This is a genomic window from Herminiimonas fonticola (genome assembly GCF_003293745.1).
Lineage (GTDB): Bacteria > Pseudomonadota > Gammaproteobacteria > Burkholderiales > Burkholderiaceae_D > Oxalicibacterium > Oxalicibacterium fonticola.
The window spans coordinates 624,540-645,027 of sequence record NZ_PTLZ01000001.1; the positions used below are offsets into that span (position 1 = coordinate 624,540).

General features: G+C 51.9%; 23 protein-coding genes. 9 read left to right on the forward strand and 14 right to left on the reverse strand.

Annotated features, from left to right (window positions below):
* Positions 1-65 precede the first annotated feature (65 nt).
* Entirely contained in the window at positions 66-350 is a 285-nt protein-coding gene (locus Hfont_RS03155; protein ID WP_112990759.1) for an EF-hand domain-containing protein, read from the reverse strand.
* Between the two features lie 340 nt (positions 351-690).
* Entirely contained in the window at positions 691-1,323 is a 633-nt protein-coding gene (locus Hfont_RS03160; protein WP_112990760.1) for a CDP-alcohol phosphatidyltransferase family protein, read from the reverse strand.
* A gap of 256 nt (positions 1,324-1,579) precedes the next feature.
* Here Hfont_RS03160 and Hfont_RS03165 point away from each other — a divergent pair, with 256 nt between their 5' ends.
* Positions 1,580-2,029, forward strand: coding sequence for a hypothetical protein (locus Hfont_RS03165; protein WP_112990761.1), 450 nt, complete (start codon positions 1,580-1,582; stop codon positions 2,027-2,029).
* Positions 2,030-2,126: 97 nt separating this feature from the next.
* Here the strand turns inward: Hfont_RS03165 and queC are convergent, their stop codons facing one another.
* From queC to Hfont_RS03180, 3 genes are all read right to left on the reverse strand, one after another.
* On the reverse strand, positions 2,127-2,825 hold the full coding sequence (gene queC, locus Hfont_RS03170) for a 7-cyano-7-deazaguanine synthase QueC (RefSeq protein ID WP_112990762.1): 699 nt from the start codon (positions 2,823-2,825) through the stop codon (positions 2,127-2,129).
* An 80-nt stretch (positions 2,826-2,905) separates the two neighbouring features.
* Positions 2,906-3,676 carry a DUF3108 domain-containing protein gene (locus Hfont_RS03175; protein WP_112990763.1) on the reverse strand — a complete coding sequence of 257 codons (771 nt, stop codon included), beginning with the start codon at positions 3,674-3,676 and terminating at the stop codon, positions 2,906-2,908.
* A 36-nt stretch (positions 3,677-3,712) separates the two neighbouring features.
* Positions 3,713-4,771, reverse strand: a complete 1,059-nt coding sequence (locus tag Hfont_RS03180) for a DUF3108 domain-containing protein (RefSeq protein WP_241522993.1) — start codon at positions 4,769-4,771, stop codon at positions 3,713-3,715.
* Positions 4,772-4,864: 93 nt separating this feature from the next.
* Here Hfont_RS03180 and Hfont_RS03185 point away from each other — a divergent pair, with 93 nt between their 5' ends.
* Together Hfont_RS03185 and Hfont_RS03190 are read left to right on the forward strand one after the other, a co-directional pair.
* Complete coding sequence (locus tag Hfont_RS03185) at positions 4,865-6,133, forward strand: branched-chain amino acid ABC transporter substrate-binding protein (RefSeq protein WP_112990765.1); 1,269 nt, start codon at positions 4,865-4,867, stop codon at positions 6,131-6,133.
* A 73-nt stretch (positions 6,134-6,206) separates the two neighbouring features.
* A complete protein-coding gene (locus Hfont_RS03190) occupies positions 6,207-6,797 on the forward strand; it encodes a PhaM family polyhydroxyalkanoate granule multifunctional regulatory protein (protein ID WP_112990766.1) in 591 nt (196 codons plus the stop codon).
* Positions 6,798-6,811: 14 nt separating this feature from the next.
* On the opposite strand, the gene Hfont_RS03195 is transcribed toward Hfont_RS03190, so the two are convergent.
* Positions 6,812-8,059, reverse strand: coding sequence for an MFS transporter (locus Hfont_RS03195; RefSeq protein WP_112990767.1), 1,248 nt, complete (start codon positions 8,057-8,059; stop codon positions 6,812-6,814).
* Between the two features lie 312 nt (positions 8,060-8,371).
* On the opposite strand from Hfont_RS03195, the gene Hfont_RS03200 reads away from it, so the two are divergent.
* Positions 8,372-9,166 carry a sulfite exporter TauE/SafE family protein gene (locus tag Hfont_RS03200; protein ID WP_112990768.1) on the forward strand — a complete coding sequence of 265 codons (795 nt, stop codon included), beginning with the start codon at positions 8,372-8,374 and terminating at the stop codon, positions 9,164-9,166.
* 84 nt (positions 9,167-9,250) lie between these two features.
* On the opposite strand, the gene Hfont_RS03205 is transcribed toward Hfont_RS03200, so the two are convergent.
* Positions 9,251-9,712: a ProQ/FINO family protein gene (locus tag Hfont_RS03205; protein ID WP_112990769.1), complete on the reverse strand. Its 462-nt coding sequence runs from the start codon at positions 9,710-9,712 to the stop codon at positions 9,251-9,253.
* A gap of 153 nt (positions 9,713-9,865) precedes the next feature.
* On the opposite strand from Hfont_RS03205, the gene Hfont_RS03210 reads away from it, so the two are divergent.
* Positions 9,866-10,276, forward strand: a complete 411-nt coding sequence (locus tag Hfont_RS03210; RefSeq protein WP_112990770.1) for a hypothetical protein — start codon at positions 9,866-9,868, stop codon at positions 10,274-10,276.
* Positions 10,277-10,428: 152 nt separating this feature from the next.
* Here Hfont_RS03210 and Hfont_RS03215 read toward each other — a convergent pair whose 3' ends face one another.
* From Hfont_RS03215 to Hfont_RS03230, 4 genes are all read right to left on the reverse strand, one after another.
* Positions 10,429-11,142 carry a TerC family protein gene (locus tag Hfont_RS03215; protein WP_112990771.1) on the reverse strand — a complete coding sequence of 238 codons (714 nt, stop codon included), beginning with the start codon at positions 11,140-11,142 and terminating at the stop codon, positions 10,429-10,431.
* 256 nt (positions 11,143-11,398) lie between these two features.
* Complete coding sequence (locus tag Hfont_RS03220; protein WP_112990772.1) at positions 11,399-12,649, reverse strand: sensor histidine kinase; 1,251 nt, start codon at positions 12,647-12,649, stop codon at positions 11,399-11,401.
* Positions 12,636-13,325, reverse strand: a complete 690-nt coding sequence (locus tag Hfont_RS03225; protein ID WP_112990773.1) for a response regulator transcription factor — start codon at positions 13,323-13,325, stop codon at positions 12,636-12,638. Before Hfont_RS03225 ends, Hfont_RS03220 begins: the two co-directional genes overlap by 14 nt.
* Positions 13,326-13,555: 230 nt before the next feature.
* Entirely contained in the window at positions 13,556-14,134 is a 579-nt protein-coding gene (locus Hfont_RS03230; RefSeq protein WP_112990774.1) for a glutathione peroxidase, read from the reverse strand.
* A 348-nt stretch (positions 14,135-14,482) separates the two neighbouring features.
* Here Hfont_RS03230 and Hfont_RS03235 point away from each other — a divergent pair, with 348 nt between their 5' ends.
* Both Hfont_RS03235 and Hfont_RS03240 read left to right on the forward strand, forming a co-directional pair.
* Positions 14,483-15,331, forward strand: a complete 849-nt coding sequence (locus Hfont_RS03235; RefSeq protein WP_112990775.1) for a ferritin family protein — start codon at positions 14,483-14,485, stop codon at positions 15,329-15,331.
* A gap of 127 nt (positions 15,332-15,458) precedes the next feature.
* On the forward strand, positions 15,459-15,917 hold the full coding sequence (locus tag Hfont_RS03240; RefSeq protein ID WP_112990776.1) for a DUF411 domain-containing protein: 459 nt from the start codon (positions 15,459-15,461) through the stop codon (positions 15,915-15,917).
* Between the two features lie 87 nt (positions 15,918-16,004).
* Here the strand turns inward: Hfont_RS03240 and Hfont_RS03245 are convergent, their stop codons facing one another.
* From Hfont_RS03245 to Hfont_RS03255, 3 genes are all read right to left on the reverse strand, one after another.
* The gene (locus tag Hfont_RS03245; protein ID WP_112990777.1) at positions 16,005-16,496 is read right to left on the reverse strand and encodes a copper chaperone PCu(A)C; all 492 of its coding nucleotides are present in this window, start codon (positions 16,494-16,496) and stop codon (positions 16,005-16,007) included.
* A gap of 82 nt (positions 16,497-16,578) precedes the next feature.
* Positions 16,579-17,061, reverse strand: coding sequence for a tRNA (uridine(34)/cytosine(34)/5-carboxymethylaminomethyluridine(34)-2'-O)-methyltransferase TrmL (gene trmL, locus Hfont_RS03250; RefSeq protein WP_112990778.1), 483 nt, complete (start codon positions 17,059-17,061; stop codon positions 16,579-16,581).
* 101 nt (positions 17,062-17,162) lie between these two features.
* Entirely contained in the window at positions 17,163-17,906 is a 744-nt protein-coding gene (locus Hfont_RS03255; RefSeq protein ID WP_112990779.1) for a ComF family protein, read from the reverse strand.
* 64 nt (positions 17,907-17,970) lie between these two features.
* Between Hfont_RS03255 and Hfont_RS03260 the strand changes: the two genes are divergently transcribed.
* Both Hfont_RS03260 and coxB read left to right on the forward strand, forming a co-directional pair.
* Positions 17,971-18,900, forward strand: coding sequence for a methyltransferase domain-containing protein (locus tag Hfont_RS03260; RefSeq protein ID WP_112990780.1), 930 nt, complete (start codon positions 17,971-17,973; stop codon positions 18,898-18,900).
* 427 nt (positions 18,901-19,327) lie between these two features.
* Positions 19,328-20,488 (forward strand): cytochrome c oxidase subunit II, encoded by a 1,161-nt coding sequence (gene coxB, locus Hfont_RS03265; protein ID WP_112990781.1) that lies wholly within the window; start codon positions 19,328-19,330, stop codon positions 20,486-20,488.

Sequence of the window (20,488 nt, forward strand, 5' to 3'; positions counted from 1 at the left end):
GCTTATGCATCAACCGCTTTGCCGGCAAACTGACCGTGAGCAAACGGTTTAAATCAGGCCGGATATCAGGTCATCGGAACATGGCGACGCGTGGAGAGTGCGTACAGACGCAATTCCTGGCGTGTTACGACACCATCGTTGTTGGTGTCGATTCTTTCAAAATTTTCTACGACACGAACCAGTTTGGCTGCTTTGGCTTGTGATTTGGTAATACTTTTCGGCGCGGGCGCGTTATTGCGGGCCGCCGTATTTTCGGCTGCAGCGCGGCGCACATCCGTTCCTGCGACTGGTTGCGAAAATGCAACATTGCTCAGCAAAATGGCGGCTATTGCGATTAATTTTGCGTTCATGATGGCTCCCCTTACAAGCACGTATGCGTGATTGCACCCGTATTGAAAGGTTATTCGGCGTGATGTGCCAATGCATTTACGCCTTGTTACATTTCCGCTTGATATTTCTTTTCTTTATAAGCAAGGAAGAAAGCATTCGTTGGAAATGATGCGCTACATGCGTAAGCTGAAGCGTTATGAATCTGATCCTGTGCGGTTCAGATTCAATGCAGATTCACTGCGTAAGCACACGATGGAGATGCTTTATGGATTTCCTTGATTCGATCACTGCAGTGTCAGCCGCCGCAGTAGTGATTGCCGCGCTGATATATCGCTTGTAGAACTGCGCTGTTAAAACATTCTAGAATTTCGGAATGTGCAAGGTCTTGCTGATCATCAGACTGCCGGACAATACAAACAACAGCGCGAATGGATGAAATTCCCACGGGCCCAGCATCAGGATGTCGCCATAAATCGTGCTACCTATACGGCCTTGCGATGCCAGCCACGCCAGAATGCCGGTGATCACTACACTGGTCGGAATCGGTGTACCTTCAAAATAAGCGACCTTGTCTGCACCTTCAGACAAGGCTTCTGCAGTGACGTTATAACGTGCCAAGCGGCTCACGCCGCAGCATACGAAATAAATCATCGCGACCCAATCCCAGCCGCCGTTCAATCCGGCGGCGAAGCCCAGCGTTACCGGTGCGAGTCCGAATGAAATCACATCGGCGAGAGAATCCAGTTCGCGTCCCATCGCCGAATGCTGGCGACGCCAGCGTGCAATCTTGCCGTCCAGTACATCGAATATAAATGCGGCCGGAGCCATGGCTGCTGCCGCGTAAAAATGGGTGAGCGACTGGCTGTTCATATAAAGCATGGCGAAAAATACTGCAGCAACACCGCAAGCTGCATTGCCGAGCGTAAAGAAATCAGCGAGGTGAAAGCCGCGCAACATCGAGAAGTGCTTGCGGGGCGGTTTGGATGAATTCATCGCGTCTCTTTGAATAAAATATTTCGATCAGTGCGCCGACCAGAACATGGAGTGTGAAGCAATCGGCCTGTGAGTTGGCAAGTATGTCATTGAATGAAATGCTTGTGCAGTGAAATTATTGTCATAAGGAACGCTATCGATGAGGATATTTACTCTGATTTATTCTCAAAAAATTTAGATTCCAGATATGCCGGTTACCGCACATACAAGGCCTATCCATGCACATAGTCTGGTGTTTTATCGGCGGGAGACTGACATGTTATTTGTTCAAAATAAAGCATGCAACACGCGTAAATATGTGCTGGCCCTATCCTTGTTCGCCAGCAGCATGGGCATAGGCTCGACAGCGGCTGTTGCAGCAGATGCGAGTGGCAATTATCAGCAAGAACGTGCGGCTTGCCTGAGTGGCCAAACGCAGCAGGATAAGAAAACTTGTTTGCGAGAAGCAGGTGCAGCGCGCAGCGAAGCCAAGCGTGGCAAATTGAATGGTGATGCGAGCTCGTATCAGCAGAATGCGCAAGCGCGCTGCAATGCCTTGCCGCCGGCAGATCGTGATGACTGTATGCGGCGCATGCAAGGTGAGGGAACTGTGTCTGGCAGTGTGGATGGCGGTGGTATTTATCGTGAAACGACTACTATCGTGCCGGCACCTATGCCTTCTGGATCGGAATATCGGCCAGCACCTGTACCTGCTCCACAGTATTAAATTCAGGCTTTTAAAAAACCGCCATACCGAGATAGCTCGATGTGGCGGTTGATGTGAGTTGCTGTCGCTACTTGCGGTTTCGGCTCTCTCGGATTTGTCAGCGAACGAAGTCTGCATAACCACGCGCACGTAAGGCACATGCCGGGCAAGTGCCGCAACCATAGCCCCAATCATGCAATTTGCCGCGTTCACCGAGATAGCAGGTATGTGTTTCCGAGCGGATCAGATCGACCAAGGCTGTGCCACCTAAATCCTGTGCCATTTTCCACGTCTCTGCCTTGTCTATCCACATCAATGGTGTTTCCACCTGCAGCTTGGTGGCCATCCCGAGATTGAGTGCGACCTGCAAGGCTTTCATCGTGTCGTCGCGACAGTCTGGGTAGCCGGAAAAATCCGTTTCGCACATGCCGCCCACCAACACGTTCAAGCCGCGTCTGTAGGCAACGGTTGCCGCGACTGTCATGAACAACAGGTTGCGACCGGGGACGAAGGTGTTGGGCAAGCCGTTTTCCATCATCGCTATCTCGACATTGCTGGTGAGCGCGGTGTCGGATATTTTTGAAATCAGCGACAGATCTATCATGTGATCTTCGCCTAGTCGGCTATCCCATTCTGCAGAAAAGCCGCGCAGCTTTTGCAACACAGTCGGACGCACCGTCAGTTCGATTGCGTGCCGCTGACCGTAGTCGAAACCTATGGTTTCTACTCTGCTGTAGCGTGCGAGTGCCCACGCCAGACAGGTGGTGGAGTCCTGACCGCCGCTGAAAAGTACCAGTGCGCTATCTGCTGAATTCATGTTTCCCTTGCTGATCAAAATCGATAGCCGAATTATATGGGGTAACTGCGGCGTGTAAGGGCGCGGCTATCTTTTGCAGATCAGGATTGCGGCGTGATCTTGGAAATGGTTTGTTCGATAAAATCGCCCGATGGTTCGGTAAAGCGTATCCGCACTGGATACCATTCTTTGCTGGATGCAAACCAGATATCGATTTTTTGTTCTTTGCTACCGTCCTTGATGACTTTGCTGACCTTGACTGCTTTCAAGTCGCCGAATGGGGTTTTGACGGTTTCCGCTTTACCGATTTTAAAGATCCATGGATCGGCATCTTTTTGTCCTGCCACCACCATAGGGATGCTGGCACCTTGCTTGAATTTGGCAGGCAAGCTGCGTGCGATGGTTGCAAGTTGCCACACGACGCTATTGCGATCCTGTTCGCCGCCCTTGATTGGATAGCTGGCGTCGGATGCACTGAAGCTGATGCGGCGGGTTTCGCGATTGAAGGTGGTGGTGGTCGCGTCCTTGCGATAGCGCTTTTCGGTTGAAGTCGCTGGCGCCAAACCGGATGCATCGATAGCGCCTTCGCTTTTTGCTTCGAGGATTTTGCCGAGCAACATGGCGCGCGTTTCCGTACTGATCGCGTACTTATCCTTGCTGTTGGTCCAGTGCAGCACGGCAGAACCATTCAAGGGCAATCCTTTTTGATTGGCATTGATGGTGTAATCCAGATTGGCCGATGGTGGCGGATTGAGCGTTGCCTTGGTTGCTGTTTGCGCAAAAGCGGCGATATGCGAGGTGCTTGCTGCGCATACAAGTAGCGCACGTAAAAGAGCGCGAGAAAGCAAAGAGCTGGAAACAAAACGGTTCATTGAATCACCAAATATCAAGTGTTTGAAAAGATCAGACTAGTGTATTGCGGAAACGTTCAGGCTGGTCAGCGTCATGTCGAGGTAATCGCCATTGGTTTCGGTGTAGCGCAAGCGCACCGGATACCAGTTTTGATCCGGCGCCAGCCAGATATCCAGCTTTTGCTCGTGTGAACCAACGCGCGGTGCGCGCGCGACGTGCCATGCGCGTGTGCTGATGCCATCTATCGTAATGTCTTCCTGACCGATGATCAGAATTTGCCAGGTTTCTGCATTGCGTGTGCCAGCGACGAAGAGATCGATGCTGCTGCCTGCAATGAATTTGCCGCTATCGCCACGCCCTATGCCAGCCAGTTGCCAGACGATGCTGGCTCTATCCTGTTCGCCGCCGGTACGCGGGTAAGACAGGGTTGATGAAGAGAAGCTGATTGTATTGCGTTCGCGATGGAAGTGCGTATTGGTCTCTGCCTTGCGAAAACGTTTTTCGCTGTAGAGCTCGGGCGCTATCCCTATGTCTTCAATGGTGCCGCTGCTTTGAAAGCGCAGAGCAGTAATGAATAGCACGCCAAATTCGCCGTTCACCGTGTACTTGCTACCGTCTGTATGCCAGCTGATGGTGCCGCTGCCATACATGGGCGCGCTTTCTTGTGAAATTTTTTGCACGTCGTATTTCAGGTCGGCTGAAGGCGGCAAATCAATGTTGTAGTTGATTGCTTGCGAGTCGGTGTCTGTCGGCTCCAGATTTTCTTGTGCTGCGAGTTCGTCTGCGAGCGAGACTTCGGCTTGCGCAGCCACAACCTCGGTGCTCGCTGGCGGCAGCGCAGGTGATTGAACGATGCGCGGTGTGGCGGTGCGTGCCGGAGCTTTGGGTTTGACTGGTTTGGCTGCAGCCTTGATTACCGGCTTCGGCGGTGGTGCTTCCAGTGTTGCCGCAATGACGGTGGTGTTTTCTGGAGCCGAGGGTTTGGGGAAAACAATCGCGCCACTGAACCAGCTGATTGCGATCAAATGCAAGATGACTGCAGCGATCAATACTGACAAACGGCGCAAGCGTGTGCGCGAAGGTTTGTCTTGTGCTGAGCTTGAGGGTAGATCCATAGTCATGTCAGCAGTGTAAACGCAAGACCAGAGATTCGGTGCACAAGCAGGGACATGGGGTGCCGCGTAAAATGCTGTCTTTGGAAAGTACCTATGCAAAGCAAAAGAATTCTGGCTGCAGCCATGATGTGTCTGGTCGTCACCACGGCATACTCTGCAGAAGCTATCCGTATCGGCATGATAGAAGGCATGTCGGGCACATTCGCCAATGCAGGCGAGGCCGTTGCGCGCAATCTGCAGTTTGCAATTGCTACCGTTAACGCGCGGGGCGGTGTCAAATTGGCGGATGGCAGACATCCGCTGGCGCTGGAGATTTTCGACAACAAGCAAGGTGTTGAAGAATCTCTGATCGAATTCAAACGCCTGACCGATAAACACATCGCCTTCGTGGCGCAAGGCAATAGCTCTGCGATTGCCAGTGCATTGGTCGAAGCGGTAGACAAACACAATCAGCGCGCGCCCGATAATCGCGTGCTGTTTCTCAACTATTCCGCAGTCGATCCAGCTTTGACGAATGATAAGTGCAGCTACTGGCATTTTCGTTTCGATGCGAATGCCGATATGCGCATGCATGCGTTGACCGAGGTCATCAAAGGCGATGCGCGCGCCAAACGTATTTATCTGATCGGGCAGGATTACAGCTTCGGTCGCATGGTGGCGCAAACTGCACGCAGCCAATTGGCTGCCAAGCGCCCCGACATAGCGATCGTTGGCGATGAGTTGCATCCTATAGGCAAGATCAAGGATTTCGCACCCTATATAGCCAAGATCAAGGCGAGTGGTGCCGATGCAGTGATCACAGGCAACTGGGGCAATGATCTGACCTTGCTGGTGAAGGCTGCCAAGGAGTTTGGCTTGAGCGCCAAGTTCTATACTTTTTACGGCAACAGTCTGAGCGCACCAGCCGCGATAGGCGACGCTGGCGTGGATAAAGTGCGTGCGGTCGCGGAATGGCACCCAAATGCAGGTGCCGGCCTTGCGCAATCACCTAGCGACCGTTTTTATCAAAACTTTCTGCAACGTTACCCGCAGCCCAAGGATGATTACGTACTATTGCGCATGCATGTGATGATAGAGATGCTGATCGCCGCGATTGAAAAAGCCGGTACGACTGAAGCGAATGCAGTGGCAAAAGCACTGGAAGGTGCGCGGTATCGCAATGCATTTCATGACGCGTCTATGCGTGCTGCCGATCATCAACTGATCCAGCCTTTGTATGTTTCCGTCATGCGCAAAAAATCGACGGATGGCATACGCTTCGATAACGAAGGCAGTGGCTACGGTTTCAAGACGGAACTTTATTTGCCTGCAGTCAGTACGGTTTTGCCGACCAGTTGCCGCATGCAAAGACCAAGGTACTAGGATATTCATCTTTCTCTGCTAAGCTGGGTTTGTAGCGCAGGCTTTTCATCGTGTCTTTTTTTGGAGGTGTAGCGTGACCCAATCCAATATGCCCAATCTTCCCGGTTTCGACGCGATGGCCGATACGCTGGAGTTCGTTAAAAATATGTGGGGTGGCGTGCAGGCGACCTCGGGAATTCCGATGCCCACTTTATCGCTGGAAGATGTCAACAAGCAGATCGCCGATCTAAAAGCAGTTGAGTCGTGGCTCAACGTCAACATGAATATGTTGCGCGGAACAATACAGGCGCTGGAAGTGCAAAGCGCGACGATCACTACGCTGAATGCAATGGGCGCGACATTTGGTGCGCAAATGAAGCCTGATGCGGCGGCGCCAGGGGGCGCATCAAATACTACGAGCAGCGCTTCGTCTGCAGATGCTTTTACTCAAAATACCAATCCTGCCGCCGACCAGAATCCCCTGTATGTGAATGCCGCGGCAGATGCAGCGACAGCGTGGTGGTCTGCGCTGCAGACGCAGTTCAATCAGGCAGTGAGTAATGTAATGGCAGACGAGACATCGGCCAAAGCCAGGAATACAGCGCCGGCAAAACCCTCTGCCAAATCCTCAGCTACTGCAGCGAAAACCGCAGTTAAAAAACGTTCGCCTGCTGCCAAATCCTGACGCTGCCTTCAAGTTCAATTTTTGTCTGCAACTTTTGTAGTCGTTCCTGCTACACGTAGATGTTGCGCAATCCAGATCGTGAGTACGCCGCAGGCGACGGCAATATAACCGACTATATCGTAATGGTTGATTTGTCCGCTGGGCGTGCGCGTGATAATCAAGCCGGCAACCAGCGTTGCCAATCCTGACGACAGCATCTGCACCGAAGACACCAGGCTCATGAAGGTGCCGCGCACTTGCGGCGCGGGCACCGCACTGACCATTGCCATCCCCGGCACCATGCGGCCAGGCACCAGAATAAAGAACAGCGTCGAGTTAATCAGTACCAGCCACCATGCGACCGGGAATAGATGCGTGGTGATCAGCAATGGAACAAACGACGCCAGCGCCACCCATCGGAATATTTTCAGCTTGCCGTGCTTGTCCGACATTCTGCCTATCAATTGCGAAGTAAAGAAGGTGGCCGCGCCGCCGCATAAATAAATCACGGTGATGAACGATTCCGTCATGCCGACATTGCTGGTCAGATAAATAGGGATGTACGGGATCACAGTAAAGCCGGCCATCATGATCAATGCGATGAATGCGAATGCAGTCAAATGGCTGGGTTCTTTGGCCACGGCGTACAACTGCTGGAAAACATTTCCCACTCGTTTGCTGTGCAGATGCGCAGTCAGATTAGGCAGTAATTTGTAGCCGATGATCCAGAAAGTTGACGCCAGCAAGACAATGAAGAAGAAGGGTGCGCGCCAGCCGATATCAGTGAAGGTCGATGCCAATAGCAAGCCGAGTGGAACGCCTGCCACTGTCGACATCGAGAAGGCAGTCATCACCGTTCCCATGGCCTTGCCGCGTCTTTCGAATGGAATCACATCTGCCACCATGGTTTGCACCAGTGCGCCGAGTATGCCGCCGAATGCACCGGCCAATGCGCGTGCGATCAGTAACGCGGTGTAATTCGGCGCGAGGCCGCAACACAAGGTCGCAATGATGAACAAGGCATACAGCGTCAGCATCAGCTTGCGTCTGTCAAAGCGATCGATATACGTCGCAGCCAGCAGACTGGATGCGGCAGCGGTCAGCGTATAGGACGATAGCAACAAGCCGAACTGATGTGTGTCGATGTGCAAGACCCGGATCAGTTGCGGACCGAGCGGCATCATGATCATGAAATCGAGTATGTGCGTGAATTGTATGCCGGCGATAGTCAGCAGGAACAGACGTTCGTTCTTTACTAAAGGTGGTGGTGAGGCTGATTGCAAAGAGGGTTTACCGGTTGGGATTTTAATGGGCGAATTCGGCTAGATAGCTCGCTGATATTTATTGTTAAAAAGTCAGTGTGCGCATGCCATACAACGATATTCTGTGTGGACTAGTCTAGCGGGTTTGCAGCAGACTTGCTGAGAGGGCTTAAGCAATCAGAAATTTAATGATGGCTATCGTATAGTGTCGCTTGTGCTTGCCGTCGATAGCAATCGACCGGGCGAATATTGTATAAATGAAAATGAGGCAGATCGCATGCAAGCAATGATGAGCAAGTTGTTCAACGCGGACGCAAGTATCGAGGTGCGATCATGATGTGGTTTGGTGCTTACGTTCTTGCTGGTGCATTTGTCGGTGTGCTGGCTGGTTTGCTTGGCATAGGTGGCGGCATGACATTGGTACCGGTCATGGCGGCTTTGTTCGCTGCTCAGCATTTTGCGCCGGATCACATCGTGCACATGGCATTGGCTACCTGCATGGCCTCGATTGCATTCACCTCCGGCTCCAGCGTACGTGAGCATCTTAAATTCGACGGCGTTGATTTCAACATCGTGAAGCGGATGACGCCGGGTTTGGTGCTCGGTAGTTTGCTGGCTACTTCTGTATCGGCCTGGATTCCACAGCGTCATTTGGCATTGAGTTTTGCTGTGATTGTGTTCTTTGGTGCGACGCAAATCTTGTTGAATAAAAAACCGAAAGCCGCACGTTCATTACCTTCTGCCGGCCCCTTGTTCTTTGTTGGTCTGGTGATCGGCATCATCGCCGGGCTGGTTTCTGCCGGTGGTGCATTCCTGACGATCCCATTCATGTTGTGGTGTGGTGTACCTATGAAGAAAACCATAGGCACAGGCGCGATGATGGGGATTCCGCTGGCGGTGGTGGGCACGATAGGCTACATCATCTCAGGCTGGAATGTTCCCGGTTTGCCATCTGATGCCGTTGGCTTCATTTCGATTATTGCGCTGGTCGGTATTGTCTGTGGCAGTGTGGTCACGGCGCCGTTCGGCGCGCGCCTTGCGCACCGTTTGCCGGTGCCGATATTGAAACGCATTTTTGCCTGCCTGCTGTATGTGCTGGCAGCCAAGATGCTGTGGACTTATTGGTAGAAATCAGATGACGTCTACCGACTCGAGATGGTTTGAGCCGGTAGACAAAGCTGATACGTGATCAATATTGATCGCGGTGCCTGATCAATTTTTGCGAGAGAATTTTTCTGCGAGTTGACTGAGTTTGTCAGCGCGCATGCGCTCGGCTTCTTCGGCTTGTTTTTTCGCTGCTTCAGCTTTGCGCTGGGTTTCTTCCGCCTGACGTTGCGCCTTGCGTTGATCTGCATTTTTCTTGAAACGTTCTTTCAAGGTCGTCGTCGCATGGTTGCGATGCACGTCGGTGACTTCATCCGCTTGCGAGCCGTCCAGATTGAAACGCACGGTGGCTTTTTCCATCCCCTTCAGATAACGCAGCGAATTGGTGTGTATGCCAAGTGCGGTACGCAAGGCTTTACGGCTGACGTCAGGGGTTAGCGCGATCAATTGCTTGTCGATGCCAATAGCCAAGGGTTGGAATTCACCAAAAACGGTGAATTTTTCCTGCAGCTCTTTGAGCAGAACACGGGCGGATTGAAACGGATTAGGCGTTGGTTCGGTAGTCGTCATGAAACAGTCGAGCAATGGTGAGCTAGGGTCCGCAGGATATCACGCCAGGGGCTGATTGCCTGCTTTGCGTGTTTTTATCTGAGCGCAGGACGACGGAAGTTATGGCAACGTGTACAGTGTGCGCACGAATTATTCAGCTTATGACGAGATGCAATGATGTATGAAGATGACGAAAAAAGTTACGACGAGCCTATTGAGCGGCCCTGGATTGTTTTAAAAACCACCTATGACGTGGAAACATGGATAGATCATCAAAATCGAGCGATCCAGCAATTAATCAGTAGCAACAAGGCCAGTGGTTGGGGAATTTGCTTTGGTTTGAGTGAAGGCGGCGAAATCTATTTGCATACGACGTCGGAAGGCGATGTGCTACTGGATGTCACGCCTGAAGCGGAATGGGTCGCGCCATTGATCTCTGCTGCGACGCAAGTCGATATGCCGGCGGGGCAGATATGGGCTTTGCCCGGCGATAGGTTGACGCAATTAGTGTTTGGCTTGAGCAGCCTGATTGCGACGACTCGATTGGTAGCTGAGCATAATTTCAATATGAGGAAGCGATATTAAATTCAGCGCGTGTTTTAATTTGATATCAGAATTTTGCAATCTGATTGAACAGACGAGCTGAAATAAAAAAGGGCGAACCGGCATGACCGGTTCGCCCTTTTTAGCAACTGTAGAGTGACCGCCGTTGAGCATCACTCTAAAGCTTATTTACATTACGCTGCAGCAGCGTGGTTGTTACGTTTGCTCAGGTAAGTGCCAACTATGACGACGCCAATTGCCAGAATCAGGCCTGGAATGCTCAGGTGGCTATGGCCGAACAATGCGAGTTCGTGGTGTGGAATGTTGGTGGCGATCCATGGGGTAACGATAGGATCCGAGAACAACATTTCGCCAGCCAGATAACCAAGCAATGCCGCGCCCAAGGTGATGATGATAGGGAATTTTTCCATCAATTTCAGCACGATTGCGCTACCGAACACGATCAACGGAACGCTGATTGCCAGACCGATCACCAACAAGGTGACATTGCCATTGGCCGCAGCAGCGACGCCGAGCACGTTATCGAGACTCATGACCAGATCGGCAACCAGAATGGTTTTGATTGCGCCCCACAGGTTGGAATGGCCTTCGATATCTTCTTCGCCGTCACCTTCGGCCAGCAATTGCACGCCGATGTAAAACAACAGAACTGCACCGATCAGTTTCAGGTACGGCAGAGTCAGCAGTTGCAATGCAAAGATGGTTAAAACGATACGCAGGATAATCGCTGCTGCGCTACCCCAGATCACAGCCATTTTCTTTTGTTTCGGTGGCAGCGACTTCGCGGCCAGCGCGATCACAACGGCGTTATCGCCGGACAGCACGATATTGATCAGAATGATGTTGCCGAGTGCGGCCCAAAATGCCGCGGTTCCTATAAATTCCATGTCTTCCTCAAGGTTTATTAAGCCAAAGTGGCGGTCGACGTACGACCATGTAGTTGTTGATCATCAGGAAAACCCGAAAAATCTTTTATGGCCACTACGTATTCATGTGCGCGACATTTCGCTTTAAACGGAATGCCTGCGGTTCAAGATAAAAAACACTCAAAACCGGTTGGAGAAGTTGAATTGCCTAGACAATTTGCTTCACTGCACAGGCGCAGATTAGCGCTGCGGAACTTAATTAGTTGTGAGAATAGAGTTAAATTTTCGTTAAAATTGTCTTAAAAACAATTCGGAAATTACTGCCATTTTTTGGATTATTTTCGACATGTAGCGTCGCGGCTAGGTATTCGCAGATGCGCACGACTAGAGCGAGGCCCAGTCCTGTGCCGGCGGAGCCCACCAATGGTTTTGCGGAAGGATTATTTTGCAGGCGCGCCTGTACGGATTCAGGCAGGCCGGGGCCAGTATCTTCGACGATAACGGAATGCCCAATCATCTTGACGGTGACTGAGCCTTGTTCTGTGTATTGGCAGGCGTTGCGGATCAAGTTGCCGATTGCCGCTGTCAGCAACTCTTTGCGTGCCGTCACGACGAAATCTTCGCCTTCTTCAAAATTGAGTGTGACCGGCTTGTTCTCGACGAAATGCTGGCAGCGTGCAATTTCGGCATGAATGACCTCTGCGACCGAGGTTTCCGGCCGATTGATCTGGTCTGGCGCGCGCGCCAGTTGCAGCAGTATTTCAACGCACTCGTTTGCTTCCTTGGCTGCGCGCAGGATGCGCTCTGCTGGCGCATGCAGTGCCGGTTGCGCCGCCGTTTGTTCGACCAATAACTCTGCCGCGCCTGTGATGATGGTAAGAGGAGTACGTAATTCGTGGCTGACATCACCGGTAAAGAAGCGCTCGCGTGTCAGAAATTGCTTGAGTTCTGCGGTATGGGCGGCGAATGCGCGAGCTAATATGCCGAGTTCATCCTTGCTGTCCAGTAGTGGTAATTCTGTTGGATGGTTATTGTCCTTGACTGCAGCAGCCAGTTCGACGATGGGGTCGACGAAGCCGCGTGCGATAAAACTTCCCAGAAACAGCGACAGCGCGACGAAGCCGAGGAAGCCGGCTATGACCATCGCGTAAATCACATGCTCGATGTTTTTGTATTCGCTGGCGCGATCGATGACCACATAGGTGCCTGCATTATCTTCGCCGACCAGCAGATGGACGTTTTTTCCTTCGAAGCTTTCCTTGGCGACGCCGAGCGGCATGTCGCGCAGTGCAAGCGGGATATCTTCGCCGTGATAAAAACTGACATCGGACGGCATTTCCACCGGCATGCCGATCGCATGGCGCGGCGATGCCCAGGCAGCAATGCTGCGTAAGTGTTCATCTACCAGTAAATCTTCGGTACCTTCAATGGCAACGGCGACTACCGCGCCAAAGAAAGTACAAATCGCGAGTGCGAAAAGAAGGTAGGCGACAACTATGCGTCGTCGCAATGAACTACGTCGTTTCATCCGAGCCTACCAAGCGGTAGCCTATGCCCTGAACTGTGCGCAACATCGCAAACGGATGTGCTTTATCCAGTGCCTGCCGCAAGGCGTGGATGTGGGTGCGTAGCGCATCGCTGTCTGGCGGATGATCGCCCCAGACTTCCAGTTCCAGCGTTTCGCGCGAAACGACTTTTGGCGCTTCCTTCATCAGGCAGCCCAGGATCTTGAATCCTGTTTTGGTCAACGTGACCGGCATGCCGCCGCGTTTGACTTGATATGTCGAGGTGTCGAATACCAAATCGCCGACGCTGAGGAAGTTCGTGCCCTGATTTTTGCCGCGTGCGCGACGTATCAATGCCTTGAGGCGAACTTCCACTTCCAATAGCGAAAACGGCTTGACTAGATAGTCGTCTGCGCCGCTGTCGAAACCGGCAACTTTGTCGTCCAGTGTGTCGCGCGCGGTCAGCATCAGCACCGGCGTATCGTTTTGCAATTCGTCGCGCATCTTGCGGCACAGCGTCAGGCCATCTATGCCTGGAATCTTGATGTCGAGAATGACGGCATCGTATTCATGTTGCGCCGCGAGTGCGAATCCTGCGTATCCGTTGGCTGCGCAGTCGAGCACGTAGCCGCGCGGTTCTAGAAACGCGTACAGATTCGCGACGATATCGGCGTTATCTTCAATAATCAAAATGCGCATGGTAGGAAGGCGAGTGTTCGCCTGTAATCACTTTCAGTTTCGGTTTGGTTCATGAATAATCCTTGGCGCGTGGTATCTGCCAGCAGATTTATTCATGAATCTGGTCAAGTTCGACATTATGCCTGCTGATGGCATGGGCGCGCTTACTGTGTTGTAAGGTCCGCAGGCCTTGTTTCCCTTTGCCAGCCCTGGAATAGCAGATTTCATGGTTCAACGCGTCGACAAGGGGTTTATCTTTGCGCCAACGCCTGCTCAATGTCGGCCACCAGTTTTTTATCGGCGGGTGTCACTTTCGATGGATAACTGGCCATTACATTACCCTTGCGATCGAGCAGGATCTTGTGGAAATTCCATTTCGGCGGCCGCGCCCCAGCTTTCATCAATGATTGATAAAACGGATTGCTGCTCGGGCCGATAACCGATGTTTTGGCAAACATCGGGAATTTGACGCCATAGGTATTGTTGCAAAATTCGGCGATTTCCTTGTTCGCACCAGGTTCTTGCTGGCCGAAATCATTCGATGCAAAGCCCAGTACGACCAGACCTTGATCCTTGTACTTGGCATACAGTTTTTCCAATCCTTCGTATTGCACTGTGTAGCCGCAGTAGCTGGCGGTGTTGACGACCAAAATGACTTTACCTGCGTACTGGCAAAGATTTTGTGACGCTTCATCTTGCAGACGTTGCACAGTATGGTTCAATGTTGCAGGGCAGGCCGCGTTGGCTGATGTCTGTGCGTATGCGTGTGCACCTATGAAAAAACTCGATAGTAGGGTGCAGCGCAGGATCGTTGAAATTATTTTCTTCATGATGAGTTTGCTTGTCGTATGTGGATAAGTGCATCTTGCATCAAGATGCCAAGTTTGTCATGGCGGGTGCTGTGAAGTTTGTTCTACATGACATGCTTTTCAGCAAGCAAGCTTGTGCAGGAACGGATTGAATTCATCGCAGAATGGTTTACCTTTTGTATGAAACAAGTGTGTTCCGCATGGCGTCTAATCTTTTGCAGAGCAAGCTATTTGGCTTTTTGTAATGCAGGGAAAATGAAATTTCACACTGAAAATAAAGCTTTATATAAGGAAATTGCCGGACTGTTACTGGGTAAGTGACGAATTTCTTGGTAGAATCAAGCACTTAACTCAATTTTTAAGGCGCATATGTTGTACCCAGAATTGTTTAAATCCTTAGAACAGGTTCGCTGGAACATGGAAACCGATATTCCATGGGATCAGTTCGACGGCTCCAAGCTCACTGATGAGCAAGCACAAACCATACGCATGAATGCGATTACGGAATGGTCGGCCTTGCCTGCAACGGAAATGTTCTTGCGTGACAATCGCGGCGACAGTGACTTCTCTGCATTCATGTCGGTCTGGTTTTTTGAAGAACAAAAGCATTCGCTGGTGTTGATGGAATATCTGCGCCGCTTCAAGCCGGAGTTTGTGCCGACTGAAGAGGAATTGCACAACGTGCGTTTCGAATTCGATCCTGCCCCAGCGCTGGAAACGCTGATGATGCACTTCTGCGGCGAAATCCGCTTGAATCACTGGTATCGCTGTGCGTCCGACTGGCACACCGAACCTGTCATCAAGCAAATCTACAAAATCATCAGCCAGGATGAAGCGCGCCACGGCGGCGCTTATCTGCGCTACATGAAAAAAGCGTTGAACGAAGTGGGTGATTCGGCGCGCGCTGCATTCGCAAAAATCGGTGTGTTGATGGCTTCGGCGCGTCGTACTGAAAAGCCTTTGCATCCAACCAATCTGCATGTGAACCAATCCTTGTTCCCGAACGACACCGTGCAATCACGTTTACCTGATCCGGAATGGCTGGAGCGCTGGCTGGACGGTCAGATCAAGTTTGACGGCGAGTGGGAAAAGAAAGTTGTCGATCGGATTCTGCATAATATGTCGCTGCTGTTCGAGCGCACCTTCGGTTCCGTGCAGGAATTGAATCGCTATCGCAAGGAAATCGTCACGCGTCTGGCAGCGGTACAGGCAGCCTAAGCAAGGTTGCAGTTTTTGCATTCGTAAAAAAGCCGCAGAATTTTTGCGGCTTTTTGTTTGTCTGAAATTGTTCGAATTGCATGTGCCACAGGTTTTTGTGAATATGTAGAGTCATCAGGAGAAAATAATGCAAAGACGTGTTTTTCTACGTGCCGCACTTTTGCTTGGCGCAATGCCGACCATCGGTTTTGCCAAGGTGAGCCAGCCGGTGATCCAGGTTTACAAGAGTGAGACTTGCGGTTGCTGTACACAGTGGGTAGATCATCTACGCGCGAATGGCTTCAAGGTGAATGCGCAGAATGTGCCGAACACTGCCGCGTATAGGACGAAGCTGGGCGTGCCGTCTTCATTAGGCAGCTGCCATACCGGAACAATAGGTGGTTACGCGCTGGAAGGGCATGTGCCGGCTGCTGATATCAAGCGCTTGCTGGCAGAAAAACCGAAAGCAGCAGGTTTGGCTGTGCCCGGCATGCCGATGGGATCGCCCGGCATGGAAGTGGCCGGTGAGCCGGCGGATGCTTACGATGTGCTGTTGTTTCAGGCGGATGGAAAATACAAGGTGTATAGCCACTACCCTGCCAAGTAATCCAGGCCGGCGCGATAAAAAAAGGGACCTTATCAAAGGTCCCTTTTTTTGCGCATGCACGTTTGACGATTCTTGGCTCACTAGCTATCAGTGATGTTGATGTTCTTCCTGCTTGGTCTCGGTATTTTTAGCTTTGTTTTCTTCAACTAAAATGGAAGTTTCCACTTTCCCGGCCTTCTTGAACGTCAGCGTCAGCGGCAATTTGTCGCCGGCCTTGAGTGGAGCTTTCAATCCCAGCAGCATGATGTGATAGCCGCTGCCGGGTTGCATGACGATTTTATCTTGCGGCTTGAGTTCTATGCTACCGACTTCGCGCATGCGCATGACATTATCAGTGGTCATCGACATGCTGTGAATTTCCACCGACTGCGCTGCAGGTGATTGCGCGGAAATCAAGGCGTCAGCTTGCTTGCCCTTGTTTTCCAATGTGAGATAGGCGCCGCCGCTGGTTTGGCCAGGCATGGTTGTGCGCGCATATGGATGGGCTATAAGGATGTCGCCGGCGCGGTACTCATGTGCGAGTGCAGAGCCGCAGATTAACAAACCGGCAGAAATGAATGAGAGTGAGCGTAAGTTCATGCTGTCCTTTGAATGGAACTTGAATGGTTGCGTACGGCGAAGAAAATTCCCAGCGAGTATCCTAGCTTAAAACCGGATGGAATTAACTGCCACCTTCAAAACCGTTTTGCCGCCATGCTTCATACACCACGACGGCAACCGTGTTGGACAGATTCAGACTGCGATTATCCGGTCGCATAGGCAAACGTATTCTTTGCTCGCCAGGGAAAGAATTGCGCAGCGTCGGATCCAGTCCTTTGGTCTCCGAGCCGAATACAAAAATATCTCCCGGCTGAAATGCCAGATTTGCAAACGGCGTCGAGCCATGTGTCGTCATGGCAAACATGCGTGCCGGATTCAAAGGTTGTTCAGCCGGAAATGAAGCGAGAAACGCCGCCCAGTCGCTATGTACCTTCATCTGTGCATAGTCATGGTAATCGAGGCCGGCGCGGCGCATCTTGGCATCGTCCAAGGGGAAGCCGAGTGGCTCAATCAAATGCAATTGCGCACCAGTGTTCGCGCACAGGCGGATGATATTGCCGGTGTTCGGCGGGATTTCGGGTTCTACCAGTACTACATGAAACAAATCAATTCTCCTCGGCGTAATTCAATATGAAGCCGCCAGTGTGTTGTGCGTTCGGGGCGTGCACAGATCGGATGGCGCATTTTAATCTGATGTGTCGCCAATTACTTATGCGGTGTGCGTGCGAAAACCAGATTGGTGACGCGGACTGCGCCATGACGCTTCAGCGTGGCAGCGATTTCATTCAGGGTTTCGCCTGTGGTCAGTACATCATCGACCAAACCTATGTGCTGCCCGCGCACGAATTTGACGGCGTTGGCCGGTAGCGCAAAAGCGTGGCGGATATTGCGATGTCGTTCGGCGGTTGGCAACATCGCCTGCATCAAGGTGTCGCGCGTGCGTTCTATTAACTGAGGGGCGAGCGGGATGGCAATAGCCCGTGCCAGCGGTTTGGCGATTTCCAGCGCCTGATTGAAGCCGCGTTCGGCCAGACGCTTTTCGCCTAGTGGCACCGCAGCCAGCAAGGTTGGCATGGTGAAAGCCGGCTCACGCAATATGGCGTCTCGCAACATGCGCGCAAATAAAGGAGCCAGGGCCAGACGATTACCGAATTTGAGGGCCAGTACCAATTGATCTATAGGCGCAGTGTAATCGCTGGCGACGATGGTGGTGTCAAAGGCGGGCGGATTGCTCAGGCAGTTGCCGCAGCGTTCGGCTTTGTCGCTGGCGAAGGCTAGCGGAGACGCGCACTGCGAGCAGCGATGTGGGTGCTGGCTGAAAAAGCGACTGTTGCAATCCTGGCAAAGCGAGTCTGCGCCGCTAACTCCGCATAATGCGCACGACGATGGCAGCGCCGCAGGCAACTGCCGAATGAAATGCCGAGTCCAGTCGAGAAAACGATAATGCATCGCGCAACCCAGCCTTCATGCGTGTAAACTTGCGGCATTATCTCACTGAACCTTCTCTCTATTCGTGTCCTCCCTTCCTGACTCCAGCCTGAGCGCGCCAATTGATTTAAACCGGGTGCGTACCTTGTTCGATGACCCGGCGCGCTTGGTCGAATCGAATTTTCTGCGTCGTGAAGTCGCGACTCGTATGCATGAACGCCTGGCTTTGGTCCGGATTACGCCTGAGCGTGTGCTCGATGCCGGTTGCGGCGAAGGCGAGGATCTGACAACTTTGCAAAAACGCTTCCCGAAAGCGGCAATGCTGGGTTTGGATGCGTCGCCCGCCATGCTGGCGGAAGCGCAGGCTGCACAAACGGCAGCCTTGTCATCCATGAATCGTTTGCTGCAGCAATGGTTACCAGCCGGGATGGGCAGAGAATCGGGCGCGAATTTGCTATGTGGTAATTTTTCCCAGCTACCTTTCGGTATTAACGCGGTCGATCTGGTGTGGTCGAATCTGGCCTTGCATTGGCACCCGCAACCGGATCGTGTATTTGCCGAATGGCGTCGCGTATTGCGGCAGGATGGTTTGTTGATGTTTTCCTGTTTTGGCCCTGATACCTTCAAGGAGTTGCGTGCTGCGTTTGCGCAAGCCGACAGTGAGCCGCATGCATTGCCGTTTGTGGATATGCATGATTTTGGCGATATGTTGGTGAGCGCCGGCTTTTCAACGCCGGTCATGGACATGGAAACCTTGACTGTTACGTATGGCTCGGTCGAAAAACTGATGGGCGATGTCCGTGCTTTTGGTGGCAACCCATTGGATACGCGGCGCAGAGCCTTGCTTGGCAAACAAGCGTGGCAGCGCGTAGTAGATGTGCTGGAGCAAAGCCGTGATGCCGACGGCAAGATTCCGCTGACATTTGAAATTATTTACGGCCATGCATTCCGGCCGGCGCCACGCACGACTGCCAGCGGTGAATCTATCGTTCGATTTGATTTGCCAAAAAAATAAGAAAACAGACAAGAGGAAAGCAAGGGTACTTGCTGAAGTGGCATTACTTTAATGCAGTGAGCGCTACAGTATTTTTGGGTAGTGTGCAGTGAAGTGTTGCTTACTTTCAGCATTTAGAGCGCTAAATTCCTGTGCACTTGATAACACTGTCATTTCCGACTTATACTTCGACGGTTTTGCGCGAGCGCGACTTTGCGTGCGCGTATATATAAAAGCAAGCGGTCAGACTGAAGCAGCTGCAGGAATAGTGCGGTGCAATGATAAGTAGGCCGGAATCGCAAGCACACAATCAGATGTGTAGTTGATTCCCGATGGATCAAGAGGAGCATTCCAAAAAGAATGCGCTAGAGGCTGGGGCTGGCAGTCTTGCCCGGCGGTGAACTGGATTCTTAATTCAGAATTCTTAATTTGGGCATTTGAGGAAATCATGGAACTTGCGAAGCGCCTTCAATCTTTGATGCTCGGTGCGTCGCTCCTGACGGCAGGTTTGCCGTCGTGGGCGGTGACCGATAGTCCAGGCGGACCTGCAGTACGTCAGCTCAATTTTCACGAGCCTGTGACGCAGATCGCCGAACAGATCTATTCGCTGCACACATTGATGCTGATTATCTGTCTGGTGATTTTTTTCGCTGTCTTCGGCGTGATGTTTTATTCGATACTCAAGCATCGCAAGTCGCTCGGCCACCAGTCTGCCAAATTCCACGAAAGCACTTTAGTTGAGATCGCATGGACCATCGTTCCATTCCTGATCGTTATTGGCATGGCGCTTCCCGCCACCAAAACGGTGGTGGCAATGAAGGATACGTCGAATGCCGACATCACCATCAAAGCCACTGGCATGCAGTGGAAATGGGGTTATGACTACCTGAATGGCGAAGGCCAGGGCATCAACTTCCTTTCGAATCTGGCAACGCCGCGCGAACAGATCGTCGATTCCTCAATCGTTAAAAACGAAAACTACTTGATCGAAGTCGACAATCCTGTCGTCGTTCCCGTCAACAAAAAAATCCGTATCGTTCTGACTGCCAATGACGTGATCCATGCGTGGATGATTCCTGCGTTCGGCGTCAAGCAGGATGCGATTCCTGGTTTTGTACGCGATACCTGGTTCAAGGCTGAAAAAATCGGTACTTACCGCGGTCAATGCGCCGAGCTGTGCGGCAAGGATCACGCGTTCATGCCTATCGTCGTGAACGTCGTCAGCAATGAAGATTACAAGGCGTGGGTCGATGGCAAGAAAAAGGAAATGGCTGCGAATGCAGACGATCCTAACAAGACATGGACTGTGGATGAACTCGTGCAACGCGGCGAGAAAGTTTACACATCAAATTGTATCGCTTGCCATCAGGCAAACGGCAAGGGTGTACCAGGCAGCTTCCCGGCACTGGATGCTTCGCCTATCGTCACTGGTCCAAAAGCCGCAAACATTCATATCGTGATGGAGGGCAAGGGCGCCATGCCTTCATGGAAGTCTGTGCTGTCGGATACCGAAATTGCTGCGGTGATTACCTATACCCGTAATCACTGGTCCAACAAGGCTGCGGAAAATATTGTTCAACCAGCTGAAGTGCTGGCTGCGCGCAAGTAA